12 protein-coding genes and 1 tRNA gene are annotated in these 13975 nt (G+C 61.8%); 3 read left to right on the forward strand and 10 right to left on the reverse strand.

Translation table 11 applies throughout. The features are described 5' to 3' along the window. Nucleotides 1-46 precede the first annotated feature (46 nt). Nucleotides 47-3553: a DNA-directed RNA polymerase subunit beta gene (rpoB, locus tag PJL15_RS08455; protein ID WP_281450710.1), complete on the reverse strand. Its 3507-nt coding sequence runs from the start codon at nt 3551-3553 to the stop codon at nt 47-49. A 425-nt stretch (nt 3554-3978) separates the two neighbouring features. On the opposite strand from rpoB, the gene PJL15_RS08460 reads away from it, so the two are divergent. Together PJL15_RS08460 and PJL15_RS08465 are read left to right on the forward strand one after the other, a co-directional pair. After that, the gene (locus tag PJL15_RS08460; protein WP_281450711.1) at nt 3979-5178 is read left to right on the forward strand and encodes an acetyl-CoA C-acetyltransferase; all 1200 of its coding nucleotides are present in this window, start codon (nt 3979-3981) and stop codon (nt 5176-5178) included. After that, nucleotides 5178-5666 (forward strand): aminoacyl-tRNA deacylase, encoded by a 489-nt coding sequence (locus tag PJL15_RS08465; protein WP_281450712.1) that lies wholly within the window; start codon nt 5178-5180, stop codon nt 5664-5666. Before PJL15_RS08460 ends, PJL15_RS08465 begins: the two co-directional genes overlap by 1 nt. 124 nt (nt 5667-5790) lie before the next feature. Here the strand turns inward: PJL15_RS08465 and rplL are convergent, their stop codons facing one another. From rplL to PJL15_RS08510, 9 genes are all read right to left on the reverse strand, one after another. Further along, a complete protein-coding gene (rplL, locus tag PJL15_RS08470; protein ID WP_011775604.1) occupies nt 5791-6168 on the reverse strand; it encodes a 50S ribosomal protein L7/L12 in 378 nt (125 codons plus the stop codon). 76 nt (nt 6169-6244) lie between these two features. Next, nucleotides 6245-6844, reverse strand: coding sequence for a 50S ribosomal protein L10 (rplJ, locus tag PJL15_RS08475; protein WP_281450713.1), 600 nt, complete (start codon nt 6842-6844; stop codon nt 6245-6247). 301 nt (nt 6845-7145) lie between these two features. After that, nucleotides 7146-8315: a GNAT family N-acetyltransferase gene (locus PJL15_RS08480; protein WP_432443807.1), complete on the reverse strand. Its 1170-nt coding sequence runs from the start codon at nt 8313-8315 to the stop codon at nt 7146-7148. Next, nucleotides 8294-9403, reverse strand: a complete 1110-nt coding sequence (locus PJL15_RS08485; protein WP_281450715.1) for a GNAT family N-acetyltransferase — start codon at nt 9401-9403, stop codon at nt 8294-8296. The genes PJL15_RS08480 and PJL15_RS08485 overlap by 22 nt, the downstream gene beginning before the upstream one ends. A 136-nt stretch (nt 9404-9539) precedes the next feature. Further along, nucleotides 9540-10247, reverse strand: coding sequence for a 50S ribosomal protein L1 (rplA, locus tag PJL15_RS08490; RefSeq protein WP_281450716.1), 708 nt, complete (start codon nt 10245-10247; stop codon nt 9540-9542). Nucleotides 10248-10393: 146 nt separating this feature from the next. After that, nucleotides 10394-10825 carry a 50S ribosomal protein L11 gene (gene rplK / locus PJL15_RS08495; RefSeq protein ID WP_011775609.1) on the reverse strand — a complete coding sequence of 144 codons (432 nt, stop codon included), beginning with the start codon at nt 10823-10825 and terminating at the stop codon, nt 10394-10396. Between the two features lie 130 nt (nt 10826-10955). Next, entirely contained in the window at nt 10956-11825 is an 870-nt protein-coding gene (gene nusG / locus PJL15_RS08500; protein WP_281450717.1) for a transcription termination/antitermination protein NusG, read from the reverse strand. 114 nt (nt 11826-11939) lie between these two features. Next, entirely contained in the window at nt 11940-12221 is a 282-nt protein-coding gene (gene secE, locus PJL15_RS08505; protein ID WP_144659401.1) for a preprotein translocase subunit SecE, read from the reverse strand. Nucleotides 12222-12301: 80 nt separating this feature from the next. After that, nucleotides 12302-12374, reverse strand: a tRNA-Trp gene (locus PJL15_RS08510). A 253-nt stretch (nt 12375-12627) separates the two neighbouring features. On the opposite strand from PJL15_RS08510, the gene PJL15_RS08515 reads away from it, so the two are divergent. After that, the gene (locus PJL15_RS08515; RefSeq protein WP_281450718.1) at nt 12628-13857 is read left to right on the forward strand and encodes a pyridoxal phosphate-dependent aminotransferase; all 1230 of its coding nucleotides are present in this window, start codon (nt 12628-12630) and stop codon (nt 13855-13857) included. Nucleotides 13858-13975 lie beyond the last annotated feature (118 nt).

Below are 13975 nucleotides of genomic sequence, written 5' to 3' on the forward strand. Positions count from 1 at the left end.
GCTGCTCCGGCGGACAGTACATTGCGACTGCCCGCCGGAACCGCTGCTAGACCTCTTCTACGGAACTGGGCTCTGCGCGGGACAGATCAATACCCAGTTCTTCCGCAGCCGTGAAGACTGCGTCATCAGAGTCACGCATCTCGATAGTGGTTCCGTCCGTGGAAAGAACTTCCACGTTCAGGCACAACGACTGCATTTCCTTGATCAAGACCTTGAAGGACTCGGGAACGCCAGGCTCAGGGATGTTCTCGCCCTTGACGATGGCTTCGTAGACCTTCACACGACCATGGATGTCATCCGACTTGATCGTGAGGAGTTCCTGAAGCGTGTAGGCGGCACCGTAAGCTTCGAGCGCCCACACTTCCATTTCACCGAAGCGCTGGCCACCGAACTGAGCCTTACCACCCAGCGGCTGCTGCGTGATCATGGAGTACGGGCCGGTGGAGCGCGCGTGGATCTTGTCGTCCACCAGGTGGTGGAGCTTCAGGATGTACATGTAACCGACGGAGATCGGGTCCGGGAACGGCTCGCCGGAGCGGCCGTCGAACAGACGGGTCTTGCCGGAGGAGTCGATCAGGCGGTCGCCATCGCGGGTCACGTTGGTGGAGTCAAGCAGGCCCGTGATTTCTTCTTCGCGGGCGCCGTCGAACACCGGGGTGGCAACGGTGGTCTGGCCGGTTTCACGGGGCAGGTTCGGGAGGTTCTTGACCCACTCCGGCTCGCCTTCGATCTTCCAACCGGTCTTGGCGACCCAACCAAGGTGGGTTTCCAGGACCTGTCCAACGTTCATTCGACCCGGAACACCAAGCGGGTTCAGGACGATGTCCACCGGGGTACCGTCTGCAAGGAAGGGCATGTCCTCGATCGGAAGGATCTTGGAGATAACACCCTTGTTGCCGTGACGGCCGGCGAGCTTGTCGCCGTCGGTGATCTTACGCTTGGCTGCAACGTAGACGCGGACCAGCTGGTTCACGCCCGGGGGCAGTTCGTCGTCGTTGTCGCGGTCGAAGACGCGCACGCCGATGACCGTACCGGACTCGCCGTGGGGCACCTTCAGGGAGGTGTCGCGGACTTCGCGGGACTTCTCACCGAAGATGGCGCGCAGGAGGCGCTCTTCCGGGGTCAGCTCGGTTTCACCCTTGGGGGTGACCTTGCCTACCAGGATGTCGCCGGCTTCAACCTCGGCACCGATGTGGATGATGCCGCGCTCGTCCAGGCCAGCCAGGACTTCCTCGGACACGTTGGGGATGTCACGGGTGATTTCCTCGGCACCAAGCTTGGTGTCGCGGGCATCGATTTCGTGCTCCTCGATGTGGATGGAGGAAAGGACATCCTCAGCAACAATGCGCTGGGACAGGATGATGGCGTCCTCGAAGTTGTGGCCTTCCCATGACATGAATGCCACGAGCAGGTTCTTACCGAGGGCGAGCTCACCCTGGTCCGTTGCGGGACCGTCAGCGATGATGCCGCCAACTTCCAGGCGCTGGCCTTCGTTGACCAGGACGCGGTGGTTGTAGCAGTTGCCCTGGTTGGAACGGGCGAACTTGTTGATGCGGTAGTTGGTCTCGGTACCGTCGTCGTTGATCATCACAACGAGTTCAGCGGAAACCTCGGTGACCACACCGGCCTTCTTCGCGATGACAACGTCACCGGCGTCGACGGCTGCTGCGCGCTCCATGCCGGTGCCCACGAAAGGAGCCTCGGAACGGACCAGCGGCACGGCCTGGCGCTGCATGTTGGCACCCATGAGTGCACGGTTTGCATCGTCATGCTCGAGGAACGGGATCAGCGCTGTAGCAACGGACACCATCTGGCGCGGGGAAACGTCCATGAACTGGACCTCTCCGGCGGGAACCAGAACGGGCTCGCCTCCACCACCACGGGCACGGACAAGGACGGTCTCTTCGGAGAACTTCTTGTCAGCATCGAGCGGAGCGTTGGCCTGTGCAATCAGGACCTCGGCTTCGTCATCGGCCGTGAGGTACTGGACCTCGTCCGAGACAACACCGTTGGAAACCAGGCGGTACGGCGTCTCGATGAAGCCGAACGGGTTGATGCGGCCGTAGGAAGCCAGCGAACCGATCAGACCAATGTTCGGGCCTTCAGGGGTTTCGATGGGGCACATACGTCCGTAGTGGGACGGGTGAACGTCTCGGACTTCCATGCCTGCGCGGTCACGGGACAGACCACCCGGGCCAAGTGCCGACAGGCGGCGCTTGTGGGTCAGACCCGAGAGCGGGTTGTTCTGGTCCATGAACTGCGACAGCTGGGACGTTCCGAAGAACTCCTTGATGGCTGCCACGACGGGACGGATGTTGATCAGCGTCTGCGGGGTGATGGCCTCGACATCCTGCGTGGTCATGCGTTCGCGGACGACGCGTTCCATACGGGAAAGACCGGTGCGGACCTGGTTCTCGATCAGCTCGCCCACGGCGCGGATGCGACGGTTGCCGAAGTGGTCGATGTCGTCGATGTCGACGCGGAGCTCGTGGTCTTCGCCGTCGCGCTTGCCCATGATGGTCTTCTCGCCGGCGTGGAGCGCAACGAGGAACTTGATCATGGCAACGATGTCTTCAACGTGCAGGACCGAAGCTTCCTTGTCACCAAGGGAGCGGTCGATGCCGAGCTTGCGGTTGATCTTGTAACGGCCAACCTTGGCAAGATCGTAGCGCTTGGCGTTGAAGTACAGGTTGTCCAGCAGGGACTGGGCAGCCTCGACTGTGGGCGGCTCGCCCGGACGCAGCTTGCGGTAGATGTCCAGAAGCGCGTCTTCGCGGGTTTCGGTTGCGTCCTTCTCCAGCGTTGCACGCATGGAGTCGTACTGGCCGAACTCTTCCAGGATCTGGCCTTCGGTCCAACCGAGGGCCTTCAGGAGAACCGTGACCGACTGCTTGCGCTTGCGGTCGAGGCGGACGCCGACCTGGTCGCGCTTGTCGATTTCGAGTTCGAACCAGGCACCACGGGACGGGATGATCTTCGCAGTGAAGATGTCCTTGTCACTGGTCTTGTCGGCGGTGCGCTCGAAGTAGGCGCCCGGCGAACGGACCAACTGGGAGACGACAACACGCTCGGTGCCGTTGACGACGAACGTTCCCTTCTCAGTCATGAGGGGGAAGTCGCCCATGAACACGGTCTGCTGCTTGATTTCGCCCGTGTTGTTGTTCATGAACTCGGCCTTGACATACAGCGGGGCCGAGTAGGTGGCGTCACGGTCTTTGCATTCGGCCATGGTGTACTTCGGATCAGCGAACTCCGGCTCGGAGAAGCTCAGGGACATGGTGCCCTGGAAGTCCTCGATAGGGGAGATCTCTTCGAAGATGTCGGCAAGTCCGGAGGTGGTGGCGACGCTGAGGTCGCCCTCCTCGACAGCCTTCGCTACCCGCGCCTGCCAGCGTTCGTTTCCGACGAGCCAGTCAAAGCTGTCCGTCTGCAGGGCGAGAAGATTCGGAACATCAAGGGGTTCGTGAATCTTTGCGAATGAGAGGCGACGGGTGGCACCATCGGTGCTTGTCGTGTTAGCGGTTTCGTTATTAGAGGTGCTCGAGGCGACCAAGAGGGATCCTTCCACAGACCTTCAGGCGTTTTCAGATCTCCCCCGTTTGCATTCTGCAGAGTGCTCCGCAGGATACTTAATCCGGTTCCGCTATATGACCCGGACCCAGTCTGCGCATGGCAGTGCACGTTTCGGAACGGCACGTCAATGACGCAGCTGAGAGGTAAAGCCCACCGCTATATGAAGGCTGAAGGTTAACAGGGAAGACGCAAATATCTACAATACGGCAAAGCAGCCTTCCTGTCTACCCCAGATCGTCCGTGATTGCAAGCACCGTTGCCGCAGGCACCCAATGCTGGATGCCGGCGCTTAGCCGGCTCCTAGCCGGCACGTGATGGAATGCCCGGACGGACACGAACGTTTAATGGTCAGGCGCAAACAGCGCGATAGCCTTGCTAGACCATTCCCGGATCGGAAGAGAGACCATGAGCAACTCCGCTGACGACAATGACGTTGTCATCCTCGCCGCCTCCCGCACCCCGCAGGGTCGCCTCAACGGACAATTGGCGGGCTTCACCGCCGTCGAACTTGGTGCGCATGCCATCGCCGCCGCACTGGCGTCCAGCGGCGTGAAAGCCGAGCAGGTGGACGCCGTCATCATGGGCCAGGTCCTCCAAGCCGGCGCCGGCCAGAATCCTGCCCGCCAGAGCGCAATTGCCGCCGGCGTGGGCTGGAACATCCCGGCCGTGACCATCAACAAGGTGTGCCTCTCGGGACTGACAGCCGTGATTGATGCCGCGCGCCTGATCCGCAGCGGCGATGCCACCGTGGTGGTCGCCGGTGGCCAGGAATCAATGACACGGGCTCCCCATCTCCTCCCAGGTTCCCGCCAAGGCTGGACCTACGGAGCGATCCAGGCCTTGGACGTTGCAGCCCATGACGGACTCACGGACGCCTTCGACGGACAGTCCATGGGCCTGTCCACGGAAACCAAGAACGTCACGTTGGGCATAGACCGCAAGGCCCAGGACGAAGTCGCGGCCGCCTCCCACCAGCGCGCCGCTGCCGCCATCGCGGACGGAATTTTCGACGTCGAAATCGCGCCGGTTCAGGTCAAGCAGCGCAAGGGTGATCCGCTAGTCCTGGGCACCGACGAGGGCGTCCGCCCCAACACCACCGTCGAAACCCTGGCCCCGCTGAAGGCTGCCTTCGCGACCGACGGCACCATCACTGCCGGCAACTCCTCTCCCCTGTCCGACGGCGCCTCCGCACTGGTGTTGACGAGTCGCCGGTTCGCCAAGGACAACGGGCTGAAATACCTGGCGGTAGTCGGAAAGCCGGGCCAGGTTGCCGGGCCGGACAACTCGCTGCATTCCCAGCCGTCGAACGCGATCGCCCAGGCCTTGAAGCGTGCCGGCTGGACTGCCGAGGATCTGGACTTTATCGAAATCAACGAGGCCTTCGGTTCAGTGGCAGTGCAGTCCCTCAAGGACCTGCGCTATCCGCTGGAGAAGTGCAACATCCACGGCGGCGCCATCGCCCTGGGGCATCCCATTGGAGCCTCGGGTGCCAGGCTTGCCCTGCATGCCGCCCACGAACTCAAGCGCCGGGGAACCGGTAAAGCTGCGGTTTCCCTGTGCGGCGGAGGCGGCCAGGGCGAAGCACTACTGCTCTACCGCGACTGATGGCTGCTGGGACGACGCCGGCGGACGGCGCACAGAGATTCCTTGCCGACGCCGCCGCCCGCGGACTGGACGTCGCCGTCGTCGAGCGTCCCGCCGCGCGAAGCCTGGAAGAGGCCGCCGGCATCCTGGGCATATCGCCGGCGGACATTGTGAAGTCCTTGGTGGTCAAGCACCGCGATGGCAGCTTCTTGTTCGCCTTGATACCGGGTGACCGGCAGATTTCCTGGCCGAAGCTGCGGGCATTGGTGGGAGTCAACAAGCTTTCACTCCCCCACGCCGATGTGGCTCTGGCCGCCACTGGCTACGAGCGGGGAACCATCACTCCCCTGGGCAGCACCACGGCCTGGCCGGTCTACGCCGACGCCACCATCACGGGCCGCCGCATTTCCATGGGCGCCGGAGCACACGGCCGCAGCGCCTTCGTTGACGCCGACGCCCTCACTGCGGCTTTGGGCGCGGTGGTAGCGGACATCAGCGAACCTTCTTAAAGCAACGCGGGGTCACTTATGGCCCATAAATCCCCTTGGGATGGGCCATAAGTGACCCCGCGTTGCTGTTTAAAGCAGGAGGCCCCGCCCGGAGATCCGGACGGGGCTTCCCAAGCAAGACGAGTTACTTGAGGGTAACCGTTGCGCCAGCTTCTTCGAGCTGAGCCTTTGCCTTCTCTGCGGCTTCCTTGGTGGCGCCTTCGAGAACAGCCTTCGGTGCGCTGTCAACCAGGTCCTTGGCTTCCTTGAGGCCGAGGGAGGTGATGGCGCGAACTTCCTTGATCACTGCGATCTTCTTGTCGCCAGCAGCTTCGAGAACGACGTCGAATTCGGTCTTCTCTTCAGCAGCTTCAGCAGCACCGCCGGCAGCGGGGCCAGCAACTGCAACAGCAGCAGCCGTAACTTCGAAGGTCTCTTCGAAGAGCTTGACGAACTCGGAGAGCTCGATGATGGTCAGTTCCTTGAAAGCTTCAATGAGCTCTTCGTTGCTGAGCTTCGCCATGGTGGCGTCCTTCCATTAGTTGGCGCAGGTCCGGATCGTACCGCTCCGTGCACCAGAGTTTGTTTGGGGGGAGAACTTAGTTCTCTTCGGTTGCAGCTTCGGCAGCGGCCGGTGCTTCTTCAGCAGCCGGAGCTTCCTCGGTTGCAGCCTCTTCGGCCGGGGCTTCATCAGCGGCCGGTGCAGATGCGCCGCCCTCTTCTTCAAGCTTGAGGCGCAGAGCGTCGATGATGCGTGCAGCAGCAGATGCGGGAGCCTTGAGGACACCAGCAACACGTGCGAGCTGCAGTTCGCGGGACTCGAGGGCTGCCAGTGCGGCAACTCCTGCTGCGTCCAATGCCTTGCCTTCGAAGACGCCGGTCTTGATAACCAGCTGCTTGTTGGCCTTGGCAAAGTCCGTCAGGCTCTTGGCAGCAGCAACAGCGTCACCCTTGATGAAGGCGATTGCAGTAGGGCCGGCGAGCTGATCGTTGAATGCTTCAACTCCAGCTTCCTTGGCTGCAATGGCACTCAGGGTGTTCTTGACGACCGAGAACTTGGTGTCCTGGCCGAGCGCAACACGCAGTTCCTTGAGCTGTGCAACAGTGAGCCCGCGGTATTCGGTCAGGACAGCCGCGTTCGATTCCTTGAAATCGTTCGTGATCTCCGCAACAGCGGAAACCTTGCTAGGCGTTGTCATAACCCTCCTTCCGGGGAATAAAGCCGGTCTTCCGGGTCCCCGCTCACAAGAGCTAAAACTAAAAACGCCCCGCGCAGATGCACGGGGCTCGGCTCAACACAGTTTTCAACTGCGGAGACTTGCTTCGTTCACCTGCGCCGGCCGCCCTATGTTCAGGGTCCTTCGTCAAGGAATTCACTTGGTTCTCAGGGGCGTAGCTGCAGAATTGAGCTGTGCTCGAGAGAGTGGATTCCCATCAACCGACGGTCTTTGGTACTTCAAGGTTACGGGACCGCGTTCGGCAAACCAAATCGAGGACTCCCTAGTCCGCGACCGTTGGCCCCTTGTCCCTGCCGGGAAGTTCCTTTTGCCACAGTCCGGTGACGCCCGCCGTCGTAAATCCCAGTTGCTTGTTCACTGTCAGGAGGTAGCGGTTTTCAGGGGCGTTCCAGGTGTAAATCACCCTCGCATCGGGAAATTGCTCGCTGAGCCTTTCCATATTTGCCACCTTGATGAGCAAACCCAGCTTGTTTCCGCGATGCTCCTGCAGGACCAGGGTATCGTCCTGGAACACCACGTCCTGGCGGTGCGCGAGGACACTGATGGTGGTCAGGCCCACCAGCTTGCCGCTGTCCACATGCTCGACGGCGGTGACCACCGTCCGCCGCCCCTGCGCCAAGGCGGCGTCTTCAGTTTCCCGAAGGACGGCGGTATCGAAGACCATGCCACTGGCTTCAACCTCGGGGGCGTCGTCCTCGACATCATCGCGAACAACCTCGCCGGCTGCGTTTTCCAAGGCGGCGACAGCCTCCAGCCATGCCTCCGGGCAACGGTCGGTCCAGTGGTGGAGCGCGTAACGGCCCCCGTTTGCTTCCTCCGCCTCAAGCTGGAGGTCGGCAACAAGCTGGGAGTCCAAAGGCAAAATGCAGGAACTGAACTGCTCGATGTGTTGGAGCGTGTATCCGGCCTTCCGGGCGAAATCTGTCTCCCGACTGCTGACAGGGACAAAACCGGCTCCGCTGCCCGGAATCATCTGGTCCTCCGGGACCTCCGTCAAGGACGTTGCGGGATGGTTGGTGTCCACAAGGATCATGGTCCGGCCTTCCGCCCGGGCCAGCTGTTCGGCGGCCTCAAGCAACTGGCGACCAACTCCTTGGCCCTGGAACTCGGGAAGGATATCCAAGGTGAACTCAGCAAGGTCCATGTTGTCGGCCAAGGGCAGGGCAATGTCCACCACGCCCACCATGACACCATCCACTTTGGCCACCAGGATGATCTGGCGTTCATAGGGGTCCGAAAACTCCAACAGCTTTTCCAGCGGCGTGTAGGCGAGGTCGTCGCTCCCCCACGTCTCCATCCGCACCCGGCGGCCAACTTCCACGGCATCCAGGAAATCGGCGGCCTCAGGACTATCCAGGGTGTCGGGCACCCACAGCTGCTCGACCTGAACGGTGTCCGTCTCGTCTAAAGTCATTCCAGCCGTTTCTGCCATTCGCCTTCAAAGCCGGACGGCTTGAATCCAAGGGCGATATTAATGGCCAGCATATGCTGGTTTTCAACGGCGTTCCATGTCATAACCAACGTGGCGGCCGGCCAGAGCTCTTTTGCGCGACGCAGGTTGTCCACTTTGACCAGCATCCCCAAACCGTGACCCCGGTGACCCGGCGCCACCAGGGTGTCCTCCTGGTAGATCACTGCCGGCGCCTCTTCCCTGTGTGTCAGGATCGTGTAGGCAGCCAGTTCTTCGGAGGCCTCCCGGCGGGCGACGCACACTGCGGAGGACACACCGCTTTCGCGCCAAGTGGCTTCCTCGCGCCGGACCCGCGCTGCATCCCAGTCCTCGCCTTCCCACCCGAGGCCCGCGATGGGGACCTCCGTGCTCATCAGGCTCTTGAGGCGGGCGAAGGCGTCCACGAGGTGGTCGGGACAACGATCCTGCCAGCTGATCACGCCATAACCAGTAGACCGCTTCAAGGCTTCAGCTTCCAGGTCGCTGAGCAACGACTCAGACACCGGGAACGCCAGCGTGCTGTTGGTCTCCACCTGTTCCAACGAATACCCGTGGTGAAGGGCGAAACGCGTGGACGCTGCGGCCAACGGAACTCCACCTGAGCCGGATTTGGCCTGCAAAAGCTCCACGCCGGCCTCGACCGGCGCCAGTGGTTCGCCGCAGTAGGCATCGAAGGAAACCCGTCCCCGCCCCTTTGCCATCTCTTCCAGCACGGCAAGCATCCGTGACCCAAAGCCGCGACGCCGGAAGTCCGCATCAACCAGCACGTCCACGCCCGCCGTCGTCGTGTTCTCACTCAGCGGCAGGGTCAGCGTCCCGGAACCTACGACGGCGCCGTCAAGCCGCGCCAGGAAAACGTGGCGTTCCTCGTACTCATTGCCCTGCCAGAAAAGGACGTCCTCTGCCAAGGTGGCGCAGCGGTCCAGGTTACCCCACAGTTCCAGCGCGTGGGCGACGTTCAGTTGGTGAAAGGCCTGGAAGTCAGGGGCACCCGCTGCGTCAGGGCTGCCGGGGACCTGGATCCGCTCCACAGTCAACCCTGCGGGCTCGGAAGTACTCGACGACGTCACGCACCACAGCCTACGGCCCGCCTCCTGCGCGGAACAGGCCCAAACCTGGCGGGACAAGCCGGAACATGGCCGGGACAAGAAAAAGGACCGCCCGGCAATGCCGGACGGTCCTTTTCAGAGCAAGTGCTCCCGAAGCTTACGCGTCGGTGAGAACCTTGGTGACGTTCGGGTCAACGGTGATGCCCGGACCGAACGTGGTGGCAACGGTAGCCTTCTGGATGTAGCGGCCCTTGGAAGCGGACGGCTTCAAACGAAGCACCTCTTCCAGTGCTGCTGCGTAGTTCTCCGCCAGCTTCTGGGCGTCGAAGGACACCTTGCCGATGATGAAGTGAAGGTTGGAGTGCTTGTCGACGCGGAAGTCGATCTTGCCACCCTTGATGTCGTTGACAGCCTTGGTGACGTCCGGGGTAACCGTACCGGTCTTCGGGTTCGGCATGAGGTTACGCGGGCCGAGGACCTTACCGAGGCGGCCAACCTTACCCATGAGGTCAGGGGTTGCCACTGCGGCGTCGAAGTCGGTCCAGCCGGCTGCGATCTTTTCGATCAGGTCATCGGAACCAACGAAGTCGGCGCCGGCAGCGATTGCTGCTTCAGCCTTGTCGCCGGTTGCGAAAACGAGGACGCGGGCGGTCTTACCGGTGCCGTGGGGCAGGTTGACGGTTCCACGAACCATCTGGTCGGCCTTGCGAGGGTCAACGCCCAGGCGGAAAGCGACCTCAACGGTTGCGTCGAACTTGGAAGGGTTGGTGTCCTTCGCGAGGGTGATGGCCTCGAACGGGGCGTAGACCTTGTCTGCCTCGATCTTGGCTACGGCTGCCTCATATGCTTTGCTGCGCTTTGCCATGCTGCTGTTTCTCCTTGTGCAGTTGTGGTCTGCGGACCGCGCTGGGCCCTGCCACAGTCGGGGATCCGGCAAGGATCCTGCGACATTTCAATGTTTCAGATGCCGGTTGCCCGGCGGGTGAAGACCGTAATTGGCCTTCGAGGGTTCTAGCCTTCGACCGTGATGCCCATGGAGCGGGCGGTACCGGCGATGATCAGGGCAGCTGCCTTGATGTCGTTGGCGTTCAGGTCTTCCATCTTGGTGGAAGCAATTTCCTCAACCTGTGCCTGGGTCAGCTTGGCAACCTTGACGGTGTGCGGGGTAGCTGAACCCTTGGCAACGCCTGCAGCCTTCTTGATGAGCTCCGCAGCCGGCGGGGTCTTGGTGATGAAGGTGAAGGAACGGTCCTCGTAGACCGTGATTTCAACCGGGATAACGTTTCCGCGCTGGGATTCCGTTGCAGCGTTGTACGCCTTGCAGAATTCCATGATGTTGACACCGTGCTGGCCAAGCGCAGGACCGATCGGCGGAGCCGGGTTAGCGGCACCTGCCTGGATCTGCAGCTTGATGAGGCCGGTGACCTTCTTCTTGGGAGCCAATGTAGGGTCCTTCTCTCAATAGCTTCCTGGGACACAGGAGCGCGTCCCAGGTTGGTGGCCGCCATGGCGAGGCGGCCGGCCGCTCCCGAACTGCTAAGCAGGCAGGACTGGAGCGAAATTCTTGAATCAGCTAGATCTTGGTGACCTGGTTGAATGCGAGCGTTACCGGGGTTTCGCGCTCGAAGATCGAGACCAGAACCACCAGGGTCTGGGACTCGGGCTTGATCTCGGAGATCGTTGCCGGGAGGGTCTCGAACGGACCTTCCTTGACGATGACCGACTCGCCGACCTCGAAGTCGACGGCCACGGGAGCCTGGTTCTGCTTGTTGACCGGCTTGCCCTGCTCTGCCTGCTCTTCTTCGAAGACCGGGGCGAGCATGGAGAAGACCTCGTCGAGGCGCAGCGGAACAGGGTTGTGGGCGTTGCCCACGAAGCCGGTCACACCGGGAGTGTGGCGGACGGCGCCCCAGGAGGCGTCGGTCAGGTCCATGCGGACCAGGACGTAACCGGGAATGCGAACGCGGTTGATGACCTTGCGCTGCGCGTTCTTGATCTCGACGACCTCTTCCATGGGCACCTGGATCTCGAAGATGTAATCTTCCATGTCCAGGGTCTGGATGCGGGTCTCAAGGTTGGCCTTGACGCGGTTTTCGTAGCCTGCGTAGGAGTGGATGACGTACCAGTCACCCTCCTGGCGGCGAAGCTTGGCCTTGAACTCCTCGGCGGGATCAGCCGGCGCAGCAGCAGCAGCGGCCGTCAGTTGGTCGCCGTCGGACTCTTCCTCGGTGTCGACGTCGGCAGGCTCGCCGGATGCGTCATCGGACTCTTCGTCCACGTCGGCTTCGAAGTCCTCTTCGGAATCGTCGTCGTCGACGTCGGCAGATTCGGGCGCAGCGGAATCAACCTCGGACTCTTCCGCGACAATTGCCGTGGCGTCGGCTGAGTCCTCGGCGGATTCGCCCAGCTCAGTCTCGTTTACCTCGAGCTCCTGCTCAGACACTTGGTCTCCTGCTTCCTCATTGCCTAACATGCCTATTTAAATGGCTCAATTCCGCAAACCCCGCAAAGTTCCTGGCGAACCAAGGAATTTCACACAGTTTGCGGACAGATCCGCTTAGCGGTCCGTGGCGCCTGACCCACCGAAGACCCAGCTGACTCCCGTGCCGAAGGCGAGGTCCAGCAGGGTGACAATGACCATCATGATGACCACGAACACCAGCACCACGAGCGTGTAGTTGATCAGTTCCTTGCGGGTGGGGGCAACGACTTTCTTCAGCTCGCCGATGATCTGGCGTACGAAGAGTGCAATACGGGCGAAGAAGCCGCGTTCGGCTTTCTTGGCGGGACGGCCCTTCGAGCTGCTGGCAGCTGTTTCGGTCACCTGGTCCTCACTCACCTTGCAAAGTCGTTGACCCGACTCTGATCAGAGCCATGGTTGCTGCGCGTGCTCCGGCGTTTCCGCCGGAACAGCTTGCGCAGGGCAGACAGGACTCGAACCTGCAACCTGCGGTTTTGGAGACCGCTGCGCTACCAATTGCGCCACTACCCTATGGATCGAATCCATGTTTCAGGCCGCACTTCAGCCTGTGATGCTTTTCAACACCGGTGAACCAGTCTACGCAAGAAATTCGCGATAGTCGAACCGGCCCAGTTCCGGAGCTTCCAGTCCCTTTTGCCCTGTGACCAGCATTATCAGTCACAAATCCGGGTAGGCACGCGGGAGCTCCGCAGAACAGCATAAGGTAGTTTACGTCGAATCCCATCATCCAGCCCACGAGCTGCCTGCGAAGAACGGTACATAGATGTCTGCCGGAACAACTGCCGCCCGCATTTCACAGCGAATCTCAGCCATTGCCGAGTCCGCCACCCTTGCCGTTGACGCCAAGGCCAAGGCACTGAAGGCCGCGGGCCGTCCCGTGATTGGTTTCGGTGCCGGTGAACCCGATTTCCCCACCCCCGACTACATCGTCCAGGCGGCCATCGAGGCAGCCGGCCAGCCCAAGTACCACCGCTACTCCCCCGCTGGCGGCCTTCCTGAGCTGAAGAAGGCGATCGCCGACAAGACCCTGCGCGACTCGGGCTACAAGGTCGATCCCGCCCAGGTCCTGGTGACCAACGGTGGCAAGCAAGCCGTTTACAACACCTTTGCCACGTTGGTGGATCCGGGCGACGAAGTCATCATCCCCACCCCGTTCTGGACCACCTACCCGGAGGCCATCCGCCTCGCCGGTGGCGTGCCCGTCGAGGTGTTCGCAGGTCCGGAACAGGGCTATTTGGTAACCATCGAGCAGCTTGAGGCCGCTGTCACCGACAAGACCAAGATCCTGTTGTTCGTCTCCCCGTCCAACCCCACCGGCGCTGTTTACAGCCCGGAGCAGGTTGCCGAGATCGGCAAGTGGGCCGCGTCCAAGGGCCTGTGGGTCGTCACGGACGAAATCTACGAGCACCTCACTTACGACGGCGTCGAGTTCACCTCCATTGCCACTGCCGCCCCGGAGCTCGGGGACCGCGTGGTGATCCTCAACGGCGTGGCCAAGACGTACGCCATGACCGGTTGGCGCGTGGGTTGGATGATCGGCCCCACGGACGTGATCAAGGCCGCAACCAACTTGCAGTCCCATGCAACGTCCAACGTTTCCAACATCATGCAGGTGGCAGCCGCCGCTGCCCTCACGGGTCCGCTGACCGCCGTCGACGAGATGAAGGTTGCCTTCGACCGCCGCCGCAAGGCGATTGTCGCCGGACTGAACGCGATTGACGGCGTTGAATGCCCGACGCCGACCGGCGCCTTCTACGTCTACGCGGACGTCCGCGGGCTGCTGGGCAAGGAATTCGAGACCTCCAACGGTCCTGTCCGCCCGGGCACCTCTGCTGAACTCGCAGCGCTGATCCTGGACGAAGTCGAAGTTGCAATCGTCCCGGGCGAGGCCTTCGGCCCCTCCGGGTACGTTCGGCTTTCGTACGCGCTGGGCGACGACGACCTCGCCGAGGGTGTCCGCCGCATGCAGGAATTCCTGGGCAAGGCCAAATAGTAATTCCTGATCGCCGGGGTGTTGGATCCCGACCTTCCTTGAAACACCATCAGCCCCTGGGCAACCTGTTTCGGTTGGCCAGGGGCTGATTTGTCCCCGAAGAGGGACCGGACGTGAT

The organism is Paenarthrobacter nitroguajacolicus (genome assembly GCF_029952445.1).
Classification (GTDB): Bacteria; Actinomycetota; Actinomycetes; order Actinomycetales; family Micrococcaceae; genus Arthrobacter; species Arthrobacter nitroguajacolicus_B.